Genomic DNA, 18,530 nt, shown 5'->3' with positions numbered 1-18,530 from the left:
CGCTACTTCAGGCTCGCCGCGGCGTCGTCGAGGGCCGCCTGCGGCGTCTTCGAGCCGGTCAGCGACTCCTGGATCGCGGTCCAGAGCGCCTTCGAGGTGTCCGGGTAGGCGACGCCGAGGTCGCTGGTGCGTCCCTGCGCGACCGAGATGGCCTCGACCCACGGCTGGAGCGCGGGGTCCTCGGTCGCCTGCTCGGCGGCCGCGTCGGCGTACGGCATGATGTACGACTGGCCGGCCGCCCAGGCCTTCAGGCTGTCGGGCTGGATGACGCACTGCGCGAACTCCGTGGCGAGGGTCTGCTTCGCGGCGTCGGAGGCGACCACCTCGACGAACTCGCCGCCGAGCGGGCTCGGTGCCGCTCCCCCGTCCTTCGCCGGGATCGGCACGACGCCGTAGTCGATGCCCGCCTCGTCGAGGGCGGAGAGCTGCCAGGTGCCGTTGACCATCATCCCGAGCTTGCCCGCGAGGAACTGGTCGCGGACGTCCTGCTGGTTGGCGTTGACGTTCGCCTGCGAGGCCGAGCCGCTCTTCACCAGGTCGGTCCAGAGCGCGAGCGCCGAGACGGCGTCGTCGGAGGAGATGTCCTCGAGGGTCGCACCGGAGCCCCAGAAGAAGGGCAGGAACTGGAAGGTGCCCTCCTCGGTGCCGATCGCGGAGAAGCCGAGCCCGGTGACGTCGCCCGCGGTGAGGGCCTTCGCGGCGGTGGTCAGCTCGTCCCAGGTCGTCGGCGGAGTGACGCCGGCGGCCTCGAAGAGCGCCTTGTTGTAGAAGAGCGCGAGGGTGTTCGAGCCGATCGACGAGCCGTAGGTCTTCCCGTCCAGCTGGCCGGCGGCGAGCACGTTCGGGAGGACGTCGCTGGTGTCGAGCCCGGAGGCGGCGTTGTCGACGAGCAGGCCGGTGTCGGCGAACTTCGCGACGTTGGGGTTGTCGAGGACGACCAGGTTCGGCGTCGTCTTCGACGCGGCCGACTGCAGGAGCTTGGTGGTGAGGTCGGGGTCGGAGGTGCGCTCGAGGGTGATCCCGGTCGAGGCCTCGCAGCCGGCCAGGAGCTGGCCGTAGGGGGAGGACGCGTCGTACTGGGTGAAGCTGTCCCAGAGGGTGAGCGACTTCGACGAGTCGTCGCCCGCTCCCTGTGCGCTGCACGCGCTGAGGGCGACTCCGGCGATGAGGACGAGGGAGGCGGCGCCTGCGGCCCGTCGGATGCTGTTCTTCACGGTATTCCTCTCTGAATACGGTCGGGACGAGCGGAGCGCTCGCGCCGGGAAGACCCTCCGGGGGCGCCCGCTGAGGCGGTCCGACCGGAAGTCGTGGCGAGCCTAACCGAGTCGGAGAACCGGTTCAATAGATTTCGGAGAACCGGTTCACCGATCGCCCGGGGAACGCTCCGGACGACCCGGCGACGTCAGCCGCGCGCCCGCCGCCACGAGGGGACGACGCCCCGGCTGGTGCCCGGCGAGAAGGGCGCGGTGGTGCCGAGATCAACGACGACCGCGGGCAGCAGCTCCGTCACTCCCGGAGTCGCGGTGCCGGCGAGCTCGTCGAGCACCAGGTCGACCGCCCGCGAGACCATCTCGTCGCCGGGCAGGTCCACCACGGTGACCGGCTGGTCGGCGTGCCGCATCACCGCCTCCGGGGCGATGGTCATGATCGAGCAGTCCTCCGGGACGCGCAGGCCCAGGCCGCTGAGGCGCTGCAGGAACGGCTCGAGCACGCCCGGCCCGTGCGTGACCACGGCGCTCAGGCCGGGGAGCTGCTCCTGCGCCTGCTCGAACCAGTCGTCGACGTCGTCGGTGCTGGGGATGACGGCTCCCCGCACGCCGCGCAGGCGGCACTGGTCGAGGAAGCCCTCGCGGAACCGCAGGGCGAAGGCGTAGCCGCTCTCGTAGGCGTCGGGGCCCATCCCGAGGACCGCGATCTCGACGTGCCCGAGGTCGGCGAGGTGGTCGACGGCGACCCGCGCCGCGCCGTCGAAGTCGAGGTCGATCGCGCTGAACGGGCTGCCCTCGCCCGGGTAGCCGACCAGCGCGGTCGGCAGGCCGATGCTCGCGAGGACCGGCAGCCGGGGGTCGTCCCGGCGGATGTCCATCACGACGAGCGCATCGGCGAGGACGTCGCGCGCGAGCTCCCCCTCGCCCGTGCCCATCATCAGCAGGTCGAAGCCGCGGGCGCGGGCCGCGTACATCGCCGCCCGCACGAAGCGCATGAAGACGTCGACATCGGTCTGCCGCGACTCCGGATCGACGGAGGCGAAGAAGCCGAGGATGTTCGTGCGCCGCAGCGCCAGGGCCCGCGCCATCGGGTCGGGCCGGTAGCCGAGCCGCTCCACGCTCGCGAGCACGCGCAGGCGGGTCGCCTCCGGGAGCTTCTTGTTGCCGGAGAGCACGTAGGACACCGTGCTGCGGGCCACCCCCGCATCGGCCGCGACGTCGCGAATGGTCACCATGGGCTCAGCGTAGTGAGGGCCCGGCGACGGGAGGGCCCGCCGGCGACCCCCTCGACCGGTGGGCAGCAGCGTGCATACAAGGGCGGTCCGGCCGTCCCGCCGTGGGTGGAGAGCCGTCCGCCGCGAGCCGCGCGACGGCGCCGACGGACGCAGGCCGCGGACGAGCAGTCGGTCACGGTTGCGCGTGTATCGACGGGCACTTACGGTCGTCGGGTACCTCGTCGCGAGCCGCGACGTCGGTGCGGCCGCCACACCGGCCGATCCAGCGGCTCGCGGTCACGGGGGCTCCCCGCACGGAAGACGGACTCTTGCGCTCCAGCACCGGTACTGCGTCCACGACGCAGCAGCTGCTCTCGCACTGACGTCCCCCGTGCCCGCCCCTCAGGGGCGAGCCGCTGCTCCTCGGAGCCCGGTGGTCGTCGTGCGCCGACACCGACCACTGGAGCACCGTGCCCTCCTCTTCCCGCACCACCCCGCCCGCCGTCGTCCTCCACGACTGCACGTTCGCCTGGCCCGACGGCTCCGTCGTCCTCGACCGCGTCACCGCTGCGTTCGGGCGCGGGCGCACCGGTCTCGTCGGCGCGAACGGCGCCGGCAAGTCGACCCTCGTCCGCCTCGTCACCGGTGGCCTCTCCCCCACCGCCGGGAGCGTCTCGACGACGGGACCTGTCGACCTGCTGCCCCAGCGCCTCCGGCGAGGGCCCGACGACACCGTCGCCGATCTCCTCGGGATCCGGCAGCGCCTGGACGCTCTGCACTCGATCCTCCGCGGCGACGCGGATCCGAGGCACTTCGAGGTGCTCGCGGACGACTGGGACCTCGAGGCCCGGGCGCTCGCCGCACTCGGCGACGCCGGTCTCGACCTGGAGGAGGCGGACCTGCTGCGGCCGGTCGCGACCCTCTCCGGAGGGCAGGTCGTCCTCACGGCCGTGACCGGCGTCCGGCTGCGCGGCCGGCCGATCGCCGTGCTCGACGAGCCGACGAACGACCTCGACCGGCGCTCCCGAGGGCTTCTGCTCGACCTGGTCGACCGGTGGCGCGGGACGCTCGTGCTCGTCAGCCACGACCGGGAGCTGCTCGAGCACGTCGACGAGATCGCGGAGCTGCGCAACGGGGCGGTCCGCACCTCGGGCGGGACGTTCTCGGCGTTCGAGGAGCGGCTCGCCCTCGAGCAGGCGGCCGCGGAGCGCGATCTGCGCGACGCCGACCGGCTTCTCCGCGCCGAGCGGCGGCAGCGCATCGAGGCCGAGACGACCATCGCCCGCCGGGCGCGGGCGGGGGCGCGATCGGCGGAGTCGATGCCCGCGATCCTCGCGAACGCGCGGAGAGGACGAGCCGAGGCGACCGCGGGACGGCTGCGCTCCGGGCACGGGGCCGCGGAGGCGCGGGCGCGCGAGCAGGTCGACGCAGCGTCGCGAGCAGTCCGGGACGACGACCGGGTCCGCCTCGACCTGCCGGACCCCGGGGTCGCGGCCGGGCGCCGTCTGGCGGAGGTGACGGTGCGCGGCCGGACGACGGTGCTCCAGGGGCCGGAGCGGATCGCCGTGGTCGGCGCGAACGGGACGGGGAAGACGACCCTGCTCGAGCACCTCGTCGGGGCGCCGGGTGCGCGGGAGCATCCGCTCGCCGGCACCACGGCCCGAGCGCTGACGGAGCGGGTCGGCTGGCTCCCCCAGCGCCGCGAGGGACTCCTCGACGAGGAGGCCACCGTGCGGGAGCACGTCTCCCGGGCCGCGCCGGATCGTCCTGCGGTCGAGCTGCGGAACGCCCTCGCGCGGCTCCTGGTGCGCGGCGACGTGGTCGATCGGAGGATCGCGTCGCTCTCGGGCGGCGAGCGGTTCCGCGTCGCGCTCGCCGGGCTCGTGCTGGCGCAGCCGGCTCCGCAGCTGCTCGTGCTCGACGAGCCGACGAACGACCTCGATCTCGCCACGACCGACCACCTCGTCGACGTTCTCGCCGCCTGGCGGGGCGGCCTGGTCGTCGTCAGCCACGACGAGGCGTTCCTCGACCGGCTCGGACTCCACTCCCGAGTGGTGCTCGACGCGGAGTGACGGCTGGTCCCCCGGCCCCCGGCGGTTCTGGCCTCGACCGGGCCCCTGCCGCCGGGGAGACTGTCCGGGCCCCTCCCGCCCTCAGCGAACGGACCGACGTGCTCACCGGACTCAGCGCCTTCCCCCTCACACCGCTCCGCGACGACAGCATCGACGAGCGGTCGTTCGCCGCTCTCGTCGAGCGGCTCGCGCGGGCGGGAGTCGACTCGATCGGCGCCCTGGGCTCGACCGGCTCGGCTCCGTACCTGGACCGCGGCGAGCGCCGGCGCGCCGCCGAGATCGCCGTCCGCGGCGCTGGCCCGGTGCCGGTCGTGGTCGGGATCGGGGCGCTGCGCACCTCGCAGGTGCTGGCGCTCGCCGAGGACGCGCAGAGCGCCGGAGCGAGCGCGGTGCTCCTGGCGCCGCTCGGCTACCAGCCGCTGACGGACGAGGACGTGCTGGGGCTCTACGAAGACGTGACGGCTCAGCTCTCGGTGCCGCTCGTCGTGTACGACAACCCCGGGACGACGCGCTTCTCCTTCTCCGACGACCTCTACGGGGCCGTCGCCCGGCTGCCGCAGGTCGCCTCCCTCAAGATCCCCGGCGTGCCGGAGGGACCGGGCGCCGCGGCGGCGCGCGTCAGCGAGATCCGGGCGCGGGTGCCGGAGGGGGTCACCGTCGGGGTCTCGGGGGACGCCGCGGGTGCGCGCGGGCTGCTCGGCGGCTGCGACGCCTGGTACTCGGTGATCGGCGGCATCTTCCCGCGGACGGCGCTGTCGATCGCCCGGGCGGCGCAGTCGGGCGATGAGGCGGCCGCGATCGCGGGATCGGCACGCCTGCAGCCCGTCTGGGACCTCTTCGCGGAGCACGGCGGCAGCTACCGCGTGGTCGCGGCGATGGCGGAGCAGCTCGGTCTCGCCGAGGCGCGCTGCCTCCCGCGTCCGGTCCGCGGGCTCGGTGCACGGGCGCGGGCCCGGGTCGCGGAGGTCCTGGCGGAGCTGGGGCCGGTGCTGGAGTGATCCGCGGGCGGGTCGGCGGGAGGACGGCTCGGACGGCGTGGTCGTTCCGGACAGCCGGAGGGGCGGGCCGGGGATGTCCCCGACCCGCCCCTCCGGCGGAGCACGCGACCTCAGCAGGCCTTGGACGCGCGGTAGGTGTTGCGTCCCGCCGCCACGAACAGCGCGTCGAGGACTCGGGCCTTGCCCGGCGCCACGGAGTAGCAGCTGCCGTCGAAGTCGGCGATGATGTCGGCCTTGCGCTCGACCGTGCTCGACCCGCAGTTGCGGAAGACGAGAGCGCGCTGGCGCAGGACGCCCTCGGGTCCGAGGGTGGCGCCGGTGGCCACCTCCTGGGCTCCGCACGCGTAGTTCCCGGCGCTCACGTACTGTCCGTTCGCGACCTCGGCCGCGGAGGCGGGCGTCGCGACAGCGACGACGCCGACGGAGGCGATGGCGCCCGTGAGGGCGAGGGTGGCAAGAGTTCGTCGAAGAGTCATGGTCGTTTCTCCTTCTGCTTCTCGGTCCCTTCACGCTGGCACCGGTCCGCCGACGAGCGCGAGGAACCTGGGAGCTTTCACACCGGGGGGCCAGACCGGTGCGGGGAAGTGCTCCCGAACGGAGCGAAAGGGTCGGAACCGGTGGGGCGGGCGATCAGGAACGGGCCTCTCCTTCGCTTCCGGAGCGCCTCGATCCGCCGCCGATGCGGTCGCCGAGCCGTGGATCGTTCCGCCCCTGCGGCGTCGTCCCTCCGCCGTCTCGCGACTGGCGCGCATCGACGGGTCGTCCGGCCGGTCCTCCGGCTAGCGTTGCAGGCACACCCCCCCCGCCGACCCGGACCGCTCCGCCGACCTCGTCGGTTCGCGGTCCCTGCACGAGGAGCCCCCGTGTCCCCCGACGATTCAGCAGTACCCCCCTCTCGAACTCCCGGCCTCCGGCGGCGCGCCGTCATCGGCGGCGCCCTCACGGGTGCTCTCGCTCTGGGCGCGGCGACGCTCCCGGCCGCCTCCGCCTCCGCCTCCCCCGTGCCCGGCCTGCCCGGGGAGAGGACCCGCACGATCAACGTGAGGACGAAGAACCGCGGCGTGCTCTACGACGTCCTCACGGTCTCGATCGCGGGCGACCTCGCGCGGATCTTCGTGCCGCAGACGGTGAAGCCGCGGCAGGCCGCGGCGGTACCGGTGATCTGGTTCATCCACTCCGCGCAGGCCGACCACACCTCGCTGTCCAGCGTCTTCGCGTACCCGGCCGAGCTCGCCGTCGAGCGGGGCGCCATCGCGATCTGCCAGACGCTCGGCGGAACGATCTGGACCAACGACACCGCGCAGAAGCACCAGCGGAACGGCTACGCCTACCTCTCCGGCCAGTTCCCGATCGCCGCCAGCTACCTCTGGGCGATGTCGGCCGGCGGCGCGCTCGCCTGCGAGGACTACGGCGCGCGGGTCTTCCCCGGCATCAACGGCGTCTACCTGGTCAACGGCGTCTACGACCTCCGCGACACCCACGACCGCACGACGCGGGGCCGCTTCTCGATCGGCGGTGCGTTCGGCAACAGCACCGCTCAGATCGACTCCCACAACCCGAAGCGGCTGCCCGCCTCCGCCTGGGCCGGCGCGAACATCCGCGCGGTGGTGTCCGACACGGCCCACCCGGACCCGAGCGTGCCGCCGGCACTGCACGGGCTCGCCCTCGTGAAGAAGGCGACGGCCACGGCCAGGGAGGCGACCGTCCGGACGCACGCGCTCGGCCACAACGCACCGTCGTGGGTGAACCAGGACGGCATCGACGCGATCTTCCGCTGGCACGCCGGGCTGGCCGCCGCGCCGGCGCCGTCGGCGACGCCGACCCCGACGAAGACCCCCGTCGTCCGCCCGTCCACCGCGGGCCTCTGGGACTTCGACCAGGCGGACGCTCCGTACGCGGGAGAGCCGGGGTCTCCGTTCCGACCCCGCTGAGCGGTCCGGACGCGACGGCGTCCCTCGGGATGCGCTGACCGTCACGGGCCCGCGGCGGGAGCGCTCGGCCGCAGTGAGACCGGGCCTACGTCCCCTCCGCGGAGCTCCGCGGCGCCCTCTTCCGGACAGGGCCGCTAGAGGACATTGTCAGCGGCGGGACGGCCGTGCCACGGTTCGAGGACGGCCGATGAGGGCCGTCCCGATCGAAGGCAGCACATGCGCTCCAGCACCGTCCCTCGTCCGCCCGCCGTCCAGGACGGCACGTCGCAGCCGCGGGATCCAGGAGCGGCGCGGCGGCTCCGGCGGGGTCTGCTCGGGTTGACCGCGGCCGTCGCGCTCCTCGTCGGCACCGCCGTTCCTCTCGCGGCGGTCGCCGCTCCGTCCGCCCCTGTCCTCGGGGTGGCGGCCTGGGGAAGCGGCACCGACGGGAAGACCACGGTCCCGGCCGGGGTCGAGGGCGTCCTCTCCCTCGCCGCGGGCCGGACCCACAGCCTCGCCGCGAACGGCGACGGCGGGGTCGTCGCCTGGGGCCGCGGGTCGTACGGGCAGACCAGCGTCCCCGACGGTCTCACGGGGGTCGTCGCGGTCTCCGCCGGCGACTACAGCAGCCATGCGCTGAAGAGCGACGGGACCGTCGTCTCCTGGGGCTACGACGGCGACGGGCAGGTGTCGAGGAGTGCCGCGCTGACCGGGATCGTCGCGATCTCGTCCTCCCTCGACAACAGCCTCGCGCTCGGCAACGACGGCACCGTCACGTCGTGGGGCAGCAACGGGCTGGGCGAGGGGCTGGTCCCGATGGGCCTCGGAGGCGTCACGGCCATCGCCGCGGGCCGGCGCCACAGCCTCGCCGTGTCCGGCGGGAGGGTGGTCGCCTGGGGCTGGGACCTCTACGGGCAGACCGACGTCCCCGCGGGGCTCGAGGGCGTGGTGGCCGTTGCGGCCGGAGAGACCCACAGCCTCGCGCTGAAGGAGGACGGCACCGTCGTCGCCTGGGGCGCGAGCTCCGATTCGGTCGTCGTCGACTACGGCCAGACCACGGTGCCGGAAGGCCTGTCCGGGGTCGTGGCGATCGCCGCCGCGTCCGACTACAGCCTCGCGCTGAAGGGCGACGGCACGATCGTCGGGTGGGGCCGGAGCTCGGCCGGGCAGCTGCAGTCCCCCGCCGGCCTCGCCGGCACGACGGCTCTCGCAGCCGGACCCGATCACGTGCTCGCCCGGGGCCCGCGTCCGGTCCTGACGGCGGATGCTCCTCCCGCGTCCGGGCCGCTCGGAGCGGCCGCCTCGTACACCTTCGCGGCCGACCGCCCCGCCTCGTTCGCGGTCGCCTCCGGCTCCCTCCCCGACGGCCTGTCCCTCAGCGCGTCCGGGGTCCTCTCCGGCACGCCGACGACCGCGGGCACGTCCACCTTCGCCGTCTCCGCGCGGAACCCCTTCGGCGCCACCGTCGGGGCCCCGCACACGTTAGCCGTGGCGGAGACGACGGTCGCGCCGACCCTGGCCGGCGACCCGCCCGCCGCGACGGTGGGCACCCCGTACGACTTCGACTACAGCATGACGGGCACACCGGCGCCGACGGTCTCGCTCGTCTCCGGAACGCTCCCCGCCGGCCTGAGCCTCGATGATCGTGGCGGCCTGACCGGGACGCCGACGACCGCCGGACGCTCCACCTTCACCCTGCGGGCCTCGAGCGCTGCGGGGAGCGCGGAGACCACCAGCACCGTCGTCGTCTCCCCCGCCGCCGCTGCACCGGGGATCTCCGGTACCCCCGGGCCGGGCGTCGTCGGCACCCCCTACGACTTCGGCTACACCGTCTCGGGCTTCCCCGCGCCGTCGGTGGCCGTCTCCTCCGGTGCGCTCCCGTCCGGCCTCACCCTGACTCCGGCCGGGCGCCTGACCGGGACTCCGTCCGCGCCGGGCACCTTCACGTTCACGCTGGCGGCCCGCGCCGGCACCGCCTCCGCGGAGACCACCAGCACCGTCACCGTGTCGTCGCCGACGGTCGCGCCGACCCTCTCCGGGACGGTCGCGGCCGGCGTCGTCGGCTCGGCCTACGACTTCCGCTACGCGGTGAGCGGCACGCCCGCTCCGTCGGTCTCCCTGGTCTCCGGCGCACTGCCCGCCGGACTCACCCTCGACGCGACCGGGCGCCTCTCCGGGACGCCGACCACGGCCGGGACCACCACCTTCAGCATCCAGGCCGCGAACTCGGCGGGCACGGCTCGGGCGACGAGCACGCTGACGGTCTCGCCGAAGCAGGTCGCGACGAAGGCCGATCTGCGCGTCGACCTCTCCGGGCCGGCCTCGGCGGTGAAGGGGAGGACGCTCACCTACACCCTCATCACGACGAACGCCGGTCCGGCTGCGTCTGGGTCGGTCTTCTCGCAGGTCGTCCTGCCCGCGGGTGTGCAGTTCGTCTCGGCGACAGGCTCGTACACCAGGGTCGGGAACGTCGTGGTGTTCCAGCGGGCCGGCCTGGCGGACGGGCGGACCGTGTCGGAGAAGATCACGGTGAGGGCGGCCGTCTCGGGCACGGCGACCGCGCTGGCGGCGGCGTTCTCGACGAAGACGCCCGACCCGTCCATCCGCAGCAACGCGGACACGGCGAGCACGACGATCCGCTGACCGCGGGAGCGTGACGGCGGGCGGTCCCTCGAGGGCCGCCCGCCGTTCTCGGTGCGGGAGCGTCGAGGTCCGCCGCGTCCGCGCCTCGTCTTCGACCGCTAGCCGGCCTGAGGGCGGTAGAAGCGCACGACCGGGAGGGCAGCCGTCGGCGCCTCGCGCACGACGATCTCGAGGCGCTGGACCAGGGCCGGGACGGTCGGCGTGGTCTCGAGCCGGCACTCGAGCTCTCCGTCGCGGCCCGGCAGGAGGAAGGCCGCCTGCGCCGCGGAGGCGCTCCAGAGCAGCCGCTCCACCAGCGGCCGCGCGGTCGGGTCCTCGGCGAGCCCGCCGATCTCCGCGATCGCCGTGGCGAGGCGGCGGGCGCGCACGTCGGCCGGCACATCGCTCAGCAGGTTGGGGCTGAACAGGGCGCCGCTGCCCGCCTCCCCCGCCCGGGTGAGGTCTCCCGCGACGATCGCGGCCTCGACGGCGGCGGCCGCGGCGAGGGTCGACGGGAGGAGGGTGATGGTCCGCGCCGGCGGAGCGGTGTCCTCGAGGGCGGCGCGGAGCAGTCCCGTCGCGGCGGCGGCGAGCTTCGCCCCGTTCGCGGTCGCGAAGACCACGGCCCCCAGGCCCGACTCCAGATGCCAGCGCATGTTCGACGACCAGCCCGGCAGGCCGCCGGAGTGGTGGGCGATCCCGCCGAAGCGGACGTCGTGCTCGACGACGAGGCCGAACCCGTAGGCGGAGCCGTCGAGCGTGCTCTCGACGGCGCGAGGGCTCAGCGCGGGGACCGGCGTCCAGCCGCGCTGCATCTCGCGGCGGGAGGCGCGGCTCAGCACCGGGCCGTCGTCCGCGCCGTCCTCGCCCTCGAACGCGGAGGAGAGCCAGCCGCTCCAGCGGGCGATGTCGCCGACCGTGCTGAACAGGCTCGCTGCGCAGGCGCCCGCTCCGGTGCCGGTGACGGGGCGGGGCACCCAGGTCGCTCCGTCGTCGAAGGTGCTGAAGCCGGCCGCGAGGTCGGTGCCGTCGGGGTAGTCGCCGCTGTCGTAGCGGGTGTCGTGGAGGCCGAGCGGCTCGAGGATCGTCCGCGTCGCGAAGGACGGGAAGTCCTCCCCGGTCACGTTCTCGACGAGCACGCCGAGCAGCCAGAAGCCGATGTTGGAGTACTGGTAGACCTCACCCGGCCGCTCCGTGAAGGTCAGCCCGCGGCGGACGACCTCGAGGAACTCCTCCCGCGTCAGAGCCATGACGTCGTCGGCCCAGCCGTTGTCCTCCGGGAGCCCCGAGCAGTTGCTGAGGAGCATCCTGACCGTCACGGGCAGCGGCCGGCCCGCGGAGTCGAGCGGGTCGGTGAACTCCGGCACGTGGTCGGCGACGCGGTCGTCGAGGCGGAGCAGCCCGCGGTCGCGCAGGATCAGCACCGCCGCCGCCTCGAAGCTCTTCGACATGGAGGCGATGCGGTGCACGGTCCCGGGCCCGGGAGCGGCGCCGTCGAGGCGGTGCTCGCCGCGGCCGTGGTGGACGAGCAGCCCGCTGCGGTCGAACAGGGCCCAGCTCAGCGAGGGGGCCGGCGGCGCCTCCTCGTCGAACCACCGGGCCAGCCGGTCCTGGAGCGGCGGGGAGAGGAGCGTCGGCGGAGGGAGCGTCATGCCCTCATCCTCCCGCACGCGGCACAGGCCACCGCGGTCCCGCGGGTCACCGCGGGAGGACGCCGTCGGGGCTCAGCCAGTCCGGGCGGCTCCCCTCGACCGCGTCCAGGACGTCCTCCTGCGTGCCGGTCGCCGATCTCCGCGGCGACGGCCGCTCCGGCGGGCTGACGGGTCCCGGCGAGAGCCCGGAGCGACTGCCGTCACCTGCGAGCCGGACGAGGAACTTCTCAGGTCCTCTTGCGTGTCGCAGGCGCGGAACCTAGTTTTGTCGAACCGGTTCGAAGCACTGTTGCTCCGACCCCGGACCGACGCCCGCCGTCGTCCGGCCGGCTGTCCCCACAGAAAGTGACCAGCGTGACAACGATGTCCTCCCCGAGGCGCGGCACCCGCTCCCTCGCCCTCGCGCTGAGTGCCGCGACACTCGCCGCCCTCGCCGTCGCTCTCCCGAGCGCCGAGTCCGCCTCCGCGGCCGACACCTCCGTCCCCGCCGACGCGCTCATCCTCCAGTACGACTTCGAGCAGGGGCAGGTGTCCGGATCCACGGTCGCCGACCTCTCGTCGAAGAAGCTCGACGGCACCGTCGTCAACAGCGCGAGAGCGACGTACGTCGCGGGTCGGAAGGCCGGTACGACCGCGATCGACCTTCCCGGGGGCGCGGCGGACTCGACCTCCGCGCCGTACCTGACCGTGCCGAACGGGCTCTTCCAGGGCGTGACGCAGACCACCGTCTCCGCCTGGACGAAGTGGTCCGGCACCGGAGGCTTCCAGTGGCTGTGGTGCCTGGGCATCAGCCCCGACGCCGCGTCGGCCTTCGCTCCGTCGTTCGACGGCGGCAGCGCCCGCGCGATCATCAAGCAGCTGAAGGACGGCGGCGAGACCGGAGTCTCCAGCTCCTCGCCGCTGCAGAAGGACCAGTGGGTCAACGTCACCGCGACGATGGACGGCACGACCGTGACCCTGTACCTCAACGGTCTGCAGGTCGCGACGGCTCCCGCCTCCGTCGACCTCGCGAAGCAGCTCTACTCCGCCTCCGCCTCCAAGAGCGGCAACATCGGCCGGGCGCTCTGGAACGTGCACCCCTACTTCGACGGAGCGATCGACGACTTCCGCGTCTACAACCGGGCTCTGACCGCCGCGCAGGTCCGGGGTCTGGCGGGCGACGCCGCGCCGGCCGTCACCGGCGTTCTCTCGACGAGCGTCGCGGTCACCACCGGCATCGGCGTCGCGCCGGCCCTGCCGGGGGTCCCCGCCACCTACTCCGACGGCGTGAACCGCGACGCCCCGGTCACCTGGGAGAGCGTCCCCGCCTCCGCGTACGCGAAGCGCGGCACCTTCACCGTGAAGGGCACCGTCACCGGCCTCGGCACCGCGGTCACGGCGACCGTCACGGTGCGCGCGCTCGACGAGATGACCATCGACCTCGGCACGAGCACCGGGGAGTTCATGGGCGGCGCGTCCGGCACCCTCTACGGGGTCTACGGCGAGGGCCTCCCCTCCGACAACCTCCTCGAGGGGATCGACCTGCGCACGGTCTCGACCAAGGCGCAGGACGGGCCGCAGCATCCGGGCGCGGACGCGTTGAGCGTCGCGAAGGCCGTCGCCGACACCTCGGACGGCGACACCTACATCTACATGACGGACATCTACCGCGGCTTCCCCTACGAGTGGCCGGGCAGCACTCCCCAGGAGAAGCTGGCCGACTACCAGGCGAAGATCGCCACGCAGGTCGACCAGGTGCTCGCGCTCCCCGAGGAGTACCAGGACAACATCGTGTTCGTGCCGTTCAACGAGCCCGAGGGCAACATGTTCGGCAACGGGAAGTGGAGCTACAACGGGAAGAGCTGGCTGGAGGACCCGACCGCGTTCTTCGCGGCCTGGGACAGCACCTACGCGCTGATCCGCGACAGGATGCCCGACGCCCGCATCGCCGGACCGAACACCAGCGTCCTCTACGACCAGGTCCGCGGGTTCATGACCCACACGCTCGAGCAGGACACCGTCCCCGACGTGATGACCTGGCACGAGCTGAGCGCCCCGGGTGAGATCCGCACCAACGTCGACCGCTTCCGGGCCTGGGAGGACGAGCTGTACGCGGGCACGTCCTACGCCGGGAAGCACCTGCCGGTGAACCTCAACGAGTACGCCTTCAACTACCACACCTCCGTGCCCGGCCAGATGGTCCAGTGGATCAGCGCGCTCGAGGACAAGAAGGTCGACGGCGACATCGCCTACTGGAACATCGACGGCAACCTCTCCGACTCCGCGGTGCAGGCCAACCGCGCCAACGGCCAGTGGTGGCTCCTCAACGCCTACGCCTCGATGACCGGCGACACCGTCGCGGTCACACCGCCCAAGCCCGGCCAGAGCTACACCCTCCAGGGCGTCGCGACCCTCGACACCGCGGCCAAGCAGGCGAGAGCCCTCTTCGGAGGCGTCGGCGGCTCGCAGAAGGTCGCGTTCGAGCGCATCCCGGCCGCCACCTTCGGCTCGAAGGTCCACGTGGAGGTCAGCGAGATCCGCTGGACCGGCCAGGTCGGCGACTCGGGAGCCCCGCAGACGGTCAAGGAGTTCGACGCGTCCGTCGTGGACGGCGCCCTCTCGCTCGACTTCGGCGGATCCCTGCCCGCGCTCGACGTCGACTCCGCCTACGAGGTCGTCCTGACCCCGGGCGCCAACGCGTCGTCGCCGTCCGCCTCACCCGTCGACTTCCGCCAGAAGTACGAGGCCGAGGACGCCCGCTACACCGGATCGCGGAACCTCAACGGACCCGAGGGCTCGCCGACCAACGTCGGCGGCTTCTACACCTCGGGCGGACGCAACGTCGGCGGGATCCGCACCGGCGGCGACCTGAAGCTCGACTTCGCGGTCACCGTCCCGAAGGACGGCGAGTACGACCTCAGCGTCTTCGCCAACTCCCTCAACACCTACGCCGCCAACGCCCAGCAGGGTCCGATCAACGCGTTCCTGAGCGTCGACGGCGCTGCGGAGCAGGAGATCCTCCTTCCGCTGGCTTACAAGTTCGTGGTCTGGGACCACGCGGACACGAAGGTGAAGCTGACCGCCGGCACCCACACGATCTCGCTCGCCGCGAAGAACCTCGCCGGCACGAAGTCGACCGTGGGCGACGCGATCGTCGACAAGATCGAGCTCTCCCTCCCCAGCGCGGCCGCCGCGACCTCGATCCACGAGGCCGAGACCGGCACGCTCGACAACGGAGCGACGGCCGACTACTCCCGCGCCGGCGTCTCCGGCTCGGGCACGGCGACGCTCACCAGCGGCGCCTCCACCACCGTCTGGGGCTACTCCGCGAAGGACGCGCCGTCCTCCGTGACCGTGGACACCCTGGGCGGCGGCACCGGCGACCTCTACGTGAACGATGTGAAGGTCGGGCCGGTGGGCGCGAGCTCGACCCGTCAGGTCTTCCTCTCGGGCGGCGTGAACAAGATCGAGGTCGTCGGCACGAGCGGCACGCTCCTCGTCGATCGGATCGTCATCGGAGCGAGCGCGAACCCGCCCGCGACGACGAGCTATGAGGCGGAGGCGGCCACGATCACCGGCCCCGCCACGGTCCGCGACCTGTCCTTCGCGTCGGGCGGCAAGGCCGTCGGGAACATCGGGGGCGGACGCGACGGCGACTCGACCCTGACCTTCGGCGACGTGAAGGCCGAGCAGGACGGGACGTACGCGCTCACGCTGCGCTACTCCAACGAGGAGCAGTCCCCCGCGACGCACTACAACCCCGACCCGCTCGCCCGCCACGCGGACATCACGGTCAACGGAGTGACGCAGCGCGTGCTCTTCCCGCACACGTTCCACCAGAACCAGCTGTGGGACCTGAGCGTGCCGGTCACGCTCAGGAAGGGCTCGAACACCATCGCGATCACCTCGAAGGAGCTCCCGGGCTTCGACGGGACGACCTACCTCTCCGACACCTTCCCCGGCGTCCTGCTCACCTCGCAGTACGCGCCCAACATCGACAGGATCTCGGTCACGCCCTTCGTCGGGCGGACCACGGGCCTGACGGTGAGCGGCACGGCGGCCTCGCGCTGCACCGCGGGGAAGGTCACGATCACGGGGACGGCGACCAACACCAGCGCGGTCGCCGCTGACATCACGATCGGCTCGGCCTGGGGCACGAAGACCTTCACCGGAGTCGCTCCCGGCAAGACGGTCTCAGCCGCCTTCAGCACCCGCGCTGCGAGTGTCGGAGCCGGCGCTCTCGACGTGCGGATCGCGGGGACGGTCGACGGCGCTGCGGCGAGCGGATCCACGGCACCGGCCTACGGTGCGGCGCGCTGCGGCTGATCCGTCCAGAACGCCCTGACGCGGCCGGGCACCTCGTGCGCCCGGCCGCGTCGGCGTGTCGTCGGGACCGGAGGTTCCCCGACGGGGACGAGCGCGCCGTGGACGAGCAGAGCGCCGGAGCCGCAGCGTCCGGTGCTCGCTCCGGGGACGCGGCGCCCGAGTTGCGTGCGCCGCGCCGCACTGCCACTCTCGACACGGTTCGAGCGGGGGTGGAGATGGCCACGATCGGAGACGTCGCGAAAGCGGCAGGGGTCTCGCGCAGCACGGTGTCGTACGTCCTCTCCGGCAAGCGCAGCATCTCCCCCGAGACGCGCAAGCGCATCGAGGACGCGATCGCCGAGCTCGACTTCACGGTCAACGCCGGAGCACGGGCGCTCGCGACGCGCCGCACCATGGCGCTGGGCCTGCTCGTCCACTTCGACCCGGACGAGTTCGCGCCCGCGATGGTCGAGTACGTGCTCCCCATCACGGCCCGCGCCCGCGAGCTCGGCTACGACGTGCTGCTGGCCACCGAGGCCGACGGGGCGGCTGCCGTCCGCCGGCTCACGCGCTCCGGCCAGGTCGACGGACTGATCCTCCTGAGCGTCGCGGACGACGACGACCGGCTGCCCGTCCTGCGCGCCTCGCGGCGGCCCGGTGCCGCCCTCGGCGTGCCCGCGGACGCCTCCGGGGTGGACGTCTTCGACCTCGACTTCGGCGACGCGGCCCGCCTGCTGATCGAGCACCTGGGCGCCCTCGGGCATCGGAGCATCGGTCTCATCACCCCGCCTGAGCGCGTCTTCGACCGCGGAGGGACCTACGGGCTCCGGTTCCGCGAGTCGGCTCTCGAGACCTCCGGTCGGCTCGGGATCGAGCTGGTGCTGCGCCCGGCCGCCACCGCCGCCGACGCCGTCGAGCCGATGGTCACGGCGTTCCTCGACGACAACCCCGGTCTCACGGCGCTGGTCGTCCACAGCGACCGGACCATCGCGATGCTTCCCGCGATCCTGGGCCGACGCGCTGTCGCCGTGCCCGGGCAGCTGTCCGTCGTGAGCCTGTACTCGGCCGAGTTCGCCCGCGACTTCTCGCTCCCCTACAGCTACGTCGAGACGGGTGCCGCCGAGCTCGGCGCGCACCTGGTCGACACGCTCGTCGAGCGGATCGAGCAGCCGTCCCGCGGCGAGGAGCCGTCGATCCGCCTCCTGCCCGCGCGTCTCGTCGACCGCGGGAGCGCCCGCGCGGTCTGAGGACCGCTCCGGAGCCCCCGAGGCCCGGTCAGAAGCGCGAGGCGACCTCGTAGAGGACCTCGTCGTCGCCCGCGTAGACGCCGTCGCGCCGCGGCCAGTGCGCGATCACGTCCGTGAAGCCGAGCTCCTCCGCCCGGCCGGCCATGTCCTCGAACCGGGCGACGCTCTCGAGGGAGTAGTCGCCCCCGGAGTCGAGCGAGAGGTGGCGCTCGACGGTGCGCGGGTCGCGCCCGGCCGCGTCGAGCGCCGCGTCGAGCCGCCGGGAGAGGGACGCGACCGCCCGCCACCACTCCTCGCTCGACACTCCCTCCGGGCCGGTGGTGACCCAGCCCTGCCCGCGCTCGGCGACGAGCGCGAGGCCCTTCGGCCCGTTCGCGGCGAGGACGAACGGGACGCGGGGGCGCTGCACCGGCTCGCCCACCATCCGCGCCGAGCGGGCGGTGAACCACTCCCCCTCGAGGTCCACGCCGCTCGAGCCGGGCTCCTCGAAGCGCAGCAGCGCGTCGAGGGCCGTGACGAACTCGGTGAAGCGCTCGTGCCGCTGCCGGGGCGAGTAGTCGGGCTGCCCGAGCACGCGCGCGTCGAAGCCCGTGCCGCCCGAGCCGACCCCGAGGATCGTCCGACCGCCCGAGATCTCGTCCAGCGTCGCGATCTCCTTCGCGAACGGCACCGGGTGGCGGAAGTTCGGGGAGGCCACGAACGTGCCCAGGCGGAGCGTCTCGGTCACCATCGCGGCAGCGGTGAGGGTGGGGACGGTCGCGTGCCACGGCTGGTCGGCGAGGGAGCGCCAGGAGAGGTGGTCGTAGGTCCACGCGTGGTCGAAGCCCAGGCCCTCGGCCGACTGCCACTTCCGGCGGGCCTCGGCCCACGGGTCCTGCGGGAGGATGACGATGCCGTGTCGCATCGTCCGAGTGTACGAGCACCGTCGGGTCAGAGCGCGGCGGGCGGCACCGGGGGCGGATCGGGCACCTCGTCCACGACCGAGCGCGGGACCATCAGGGTCGGCATCCGCACGCGCAGGCGCAGCGGTTCCCGCTCCGACGCGCCGAGCAGCTCGCGGGCGGCGCTCCGCACCTGCCGGGCGAGCGCCGGGTGCACGGCCCCCGGATCCTCGAACGCGGAGACCAGCTCGCGCAGCACTCGGGTGGTGCTCCGCGGGTCGCCGTCCTGCCTGGGCATCGGATCGGCCCCTCACTCTCGGCACGGCCGTCAGGGTCCCGGCGGTGCAGCGGATGTCTCGCGCCGACGGTAGGGCCGGGGACGGCGCCGTGGCACTGAGGTTGACAACGGGAGGACCCGGCGGATCGCGGTGCGCGGGGTGCG

The 18,530-nt window shown here is 73.5% G+C and carries 12 protein-coding genes; 6 read left to right on the top strand and 6 right to left on the bottom strand.

Annotation, left to right across the window (positions count from 1 at the left end):
* Window positions 1-2 precede the first annotated feature (2 nt).
* Together C5B98_RS04665 and C5B98_RS04660 are read right to left on the bottom strand one after the other, a co-directional pair.
* Complete coding sequence (locus tag C5B98_RS04665) at window positions 3-1,214, bottom strand: extracellular solute-binding protein (RefSeq protein WP_104222048.1); 1,212 nt, start codon at window positions 1,212-1,214, stop codon at window positions 3-5.
* Between the two features lie 188 nt (window positions 1,215-1,402).
* On the bottom strand, window positions 1,403-2,443 hold the full coding sequence (locus C5B98_RS04660; protein WP_104222050.1) for a LacI family DNA-binding transcriptional regulator: 1,041 nt from the start codon (window positions 2,441-2,443) through the stop codon (window positions 1,403-1,405).
* A gap of 449 nt (window positions 2,444-2,892) precedes the next feature.
* Here C5B98_RS04660 and C5B98_RS04655 point away from each other — a divergent pair, with 449 nt between their 5' ends.
* Together C5B98_RS04655 and C5B98_RS04650 are read left to right on the top strand one after the other, a co-directional pair.
* The gene (locus C5B98_RS04655; protein ID WP_104222052.1) at window positions 2,893-4,494 is read left to right on the top strand and encodes an ABC-F family ATP-binding cassette domain-containing protein; all 1,602 of its coding nucleotides are present in this window, start codon (window positions 2,893-2,895) and stop codon (window positions 4,492-4,494) included.
* A 98-nt stretch (window positions 4,495-4,592) separates the two neighbouring features.
* Complete coding sequence (locus C5B98_RS04650) at window positions 4,593-5,492, top strand: dihydrodipicolinate synthase family protein (RefSeq protein ID WP_104222054.1); 900 nt, start codon at window positions 4,593-4,595, stop codon at window positions 5,490-5,492.
* A gap of 110 nt (window positions 5,493-5,602) precedes the next feature.
* Here the strand turns inward: C5B98_RS04650 and C5B98_RS04645 are convergent, their stop codons facing one another.
* A complete protein-coding gene (locus tag C5B98_RS04645) occupies window positions 5,603-5,968 on the bottom strand; it encodes a hypothetical protein (RefSeq protein ID WP_104222056.1) in 366 nt (121 codons plus the stop codon).
* 387 nt (window positions 5,969-6,355) lie between these two features.
* Here C5B98_RS04645 and C5B98_RS04640 point away from each other — a divergent pair, with 387 nt between their 5' ends.
* Together C5B98_RS04640 and C5B98_RS04635 are read left to right on the top strand one after the other, a co-directional pair.
* Window positions 6,356-7,423, top strand: a complete 1,068-nt coding sequence (locus tag C5B98_RS04640; RefSeq protein ID WP_104222058.1) for a hypothetical protein — start codon at window positions 6,356-6,358, stop codon at window positions 7,421-7,423.
* 318 nt (window positions 7,424-7,741) lie between these two features.
* Window positions 7,742-10,045 (top strand): putative Ig domain-containing protein, encoded by a 2,304-nt coding sequence (locus C5B98_RS04635; RefSeq protein ID WP_181065456.1) that lies wholly within the window; start codon window positions 7,742-7,744, stop codon window positions 10,043-10,045.
* 98 nt (window positions 10,046-10,143) lie between these two features.
* On the opposite strand, the gene C5B98_RS04630 is transcribed toward C5B98_RS04635, so the two are convergent.
* Entirely contained in the window at window positions 10,144-11,676 is a 1,533-nt protein-coding gene (locus tag C5B98_RS04630) for a serine hydrolase (RefSeq protein ID WP_104222062.1), read from the bottom strand.
* A gap of 363 nt (window positions 11,677-12,039) precedes the next feature.
* Between C5B98_RS04630 and C5B98_RS04625 the strand changes: the two genes are divergently transcribed.
* On the top strand, window positions 12,040-15,981 hold the full coding sequence (locus tag C5B98_RS04625) for a LamG-like jellyroll fold domain-containing protein (protein ID WP_104327388.1): 3,942 nt from the start codon (window positions 12,040-12,042) through the stop codon (window positions 15,979-15,981).
* A 215-nt stretch (window positions 15,982-16,196) separates the two neighbouring features.
* Window positions 16,197-17,207, top strand: a complete 1,011-nt coding sequence (locus C5B98_RS04620; protein WP_104308249.1) for a LacI family DNA-binding transcriptional regulator — start codon at window positions 16,197-16,199, stop codon at window positions 17,205-17,207.
* A gap of 28 nt (window positions 17,208-17,235) precedes the next feature.
* On the opposite strand, the gene C5B98_RS04615 is transcribed toward C5B98_RS04620, so the two are convergent.
* Complete coding sequence (locus tag C5B98_RS04615; RefSeq protein WP_104246838.1) at window positions 17,236-18,111, bottom strand: LLM class flavin-dependent oxidoreductase; 876 nt, start codon at window positions 18,109-18,111, stop codon at window positions 17,236-17,238.
* 26 nt (window positions 18,112-18,137) lie between these two features.
* Window positions 18,138-18,386, bottom strand: coding sequence for a hypothetical protein (locus C5B98_RS04610; protein WP_146076891.1), 249 nt, complete (start codon window positions 18,384-18,386; stop codon window positions 18,138-18,140).
* Between the last annotated feature and the right edge of the window lie 144 nt (window positions 18,387-18,530).

The organism is Rathayibacter sp. AY1A5, assembly GCF_002930875.1.
GTDB lineage: Bacteria > Actinomycetota > Actinomycetes > Actinomycetales > Microbacteriaceae > Rathayibacter.
This window is presented reverse-complemented; position numbering and strand designations above follow the sequence as displayed.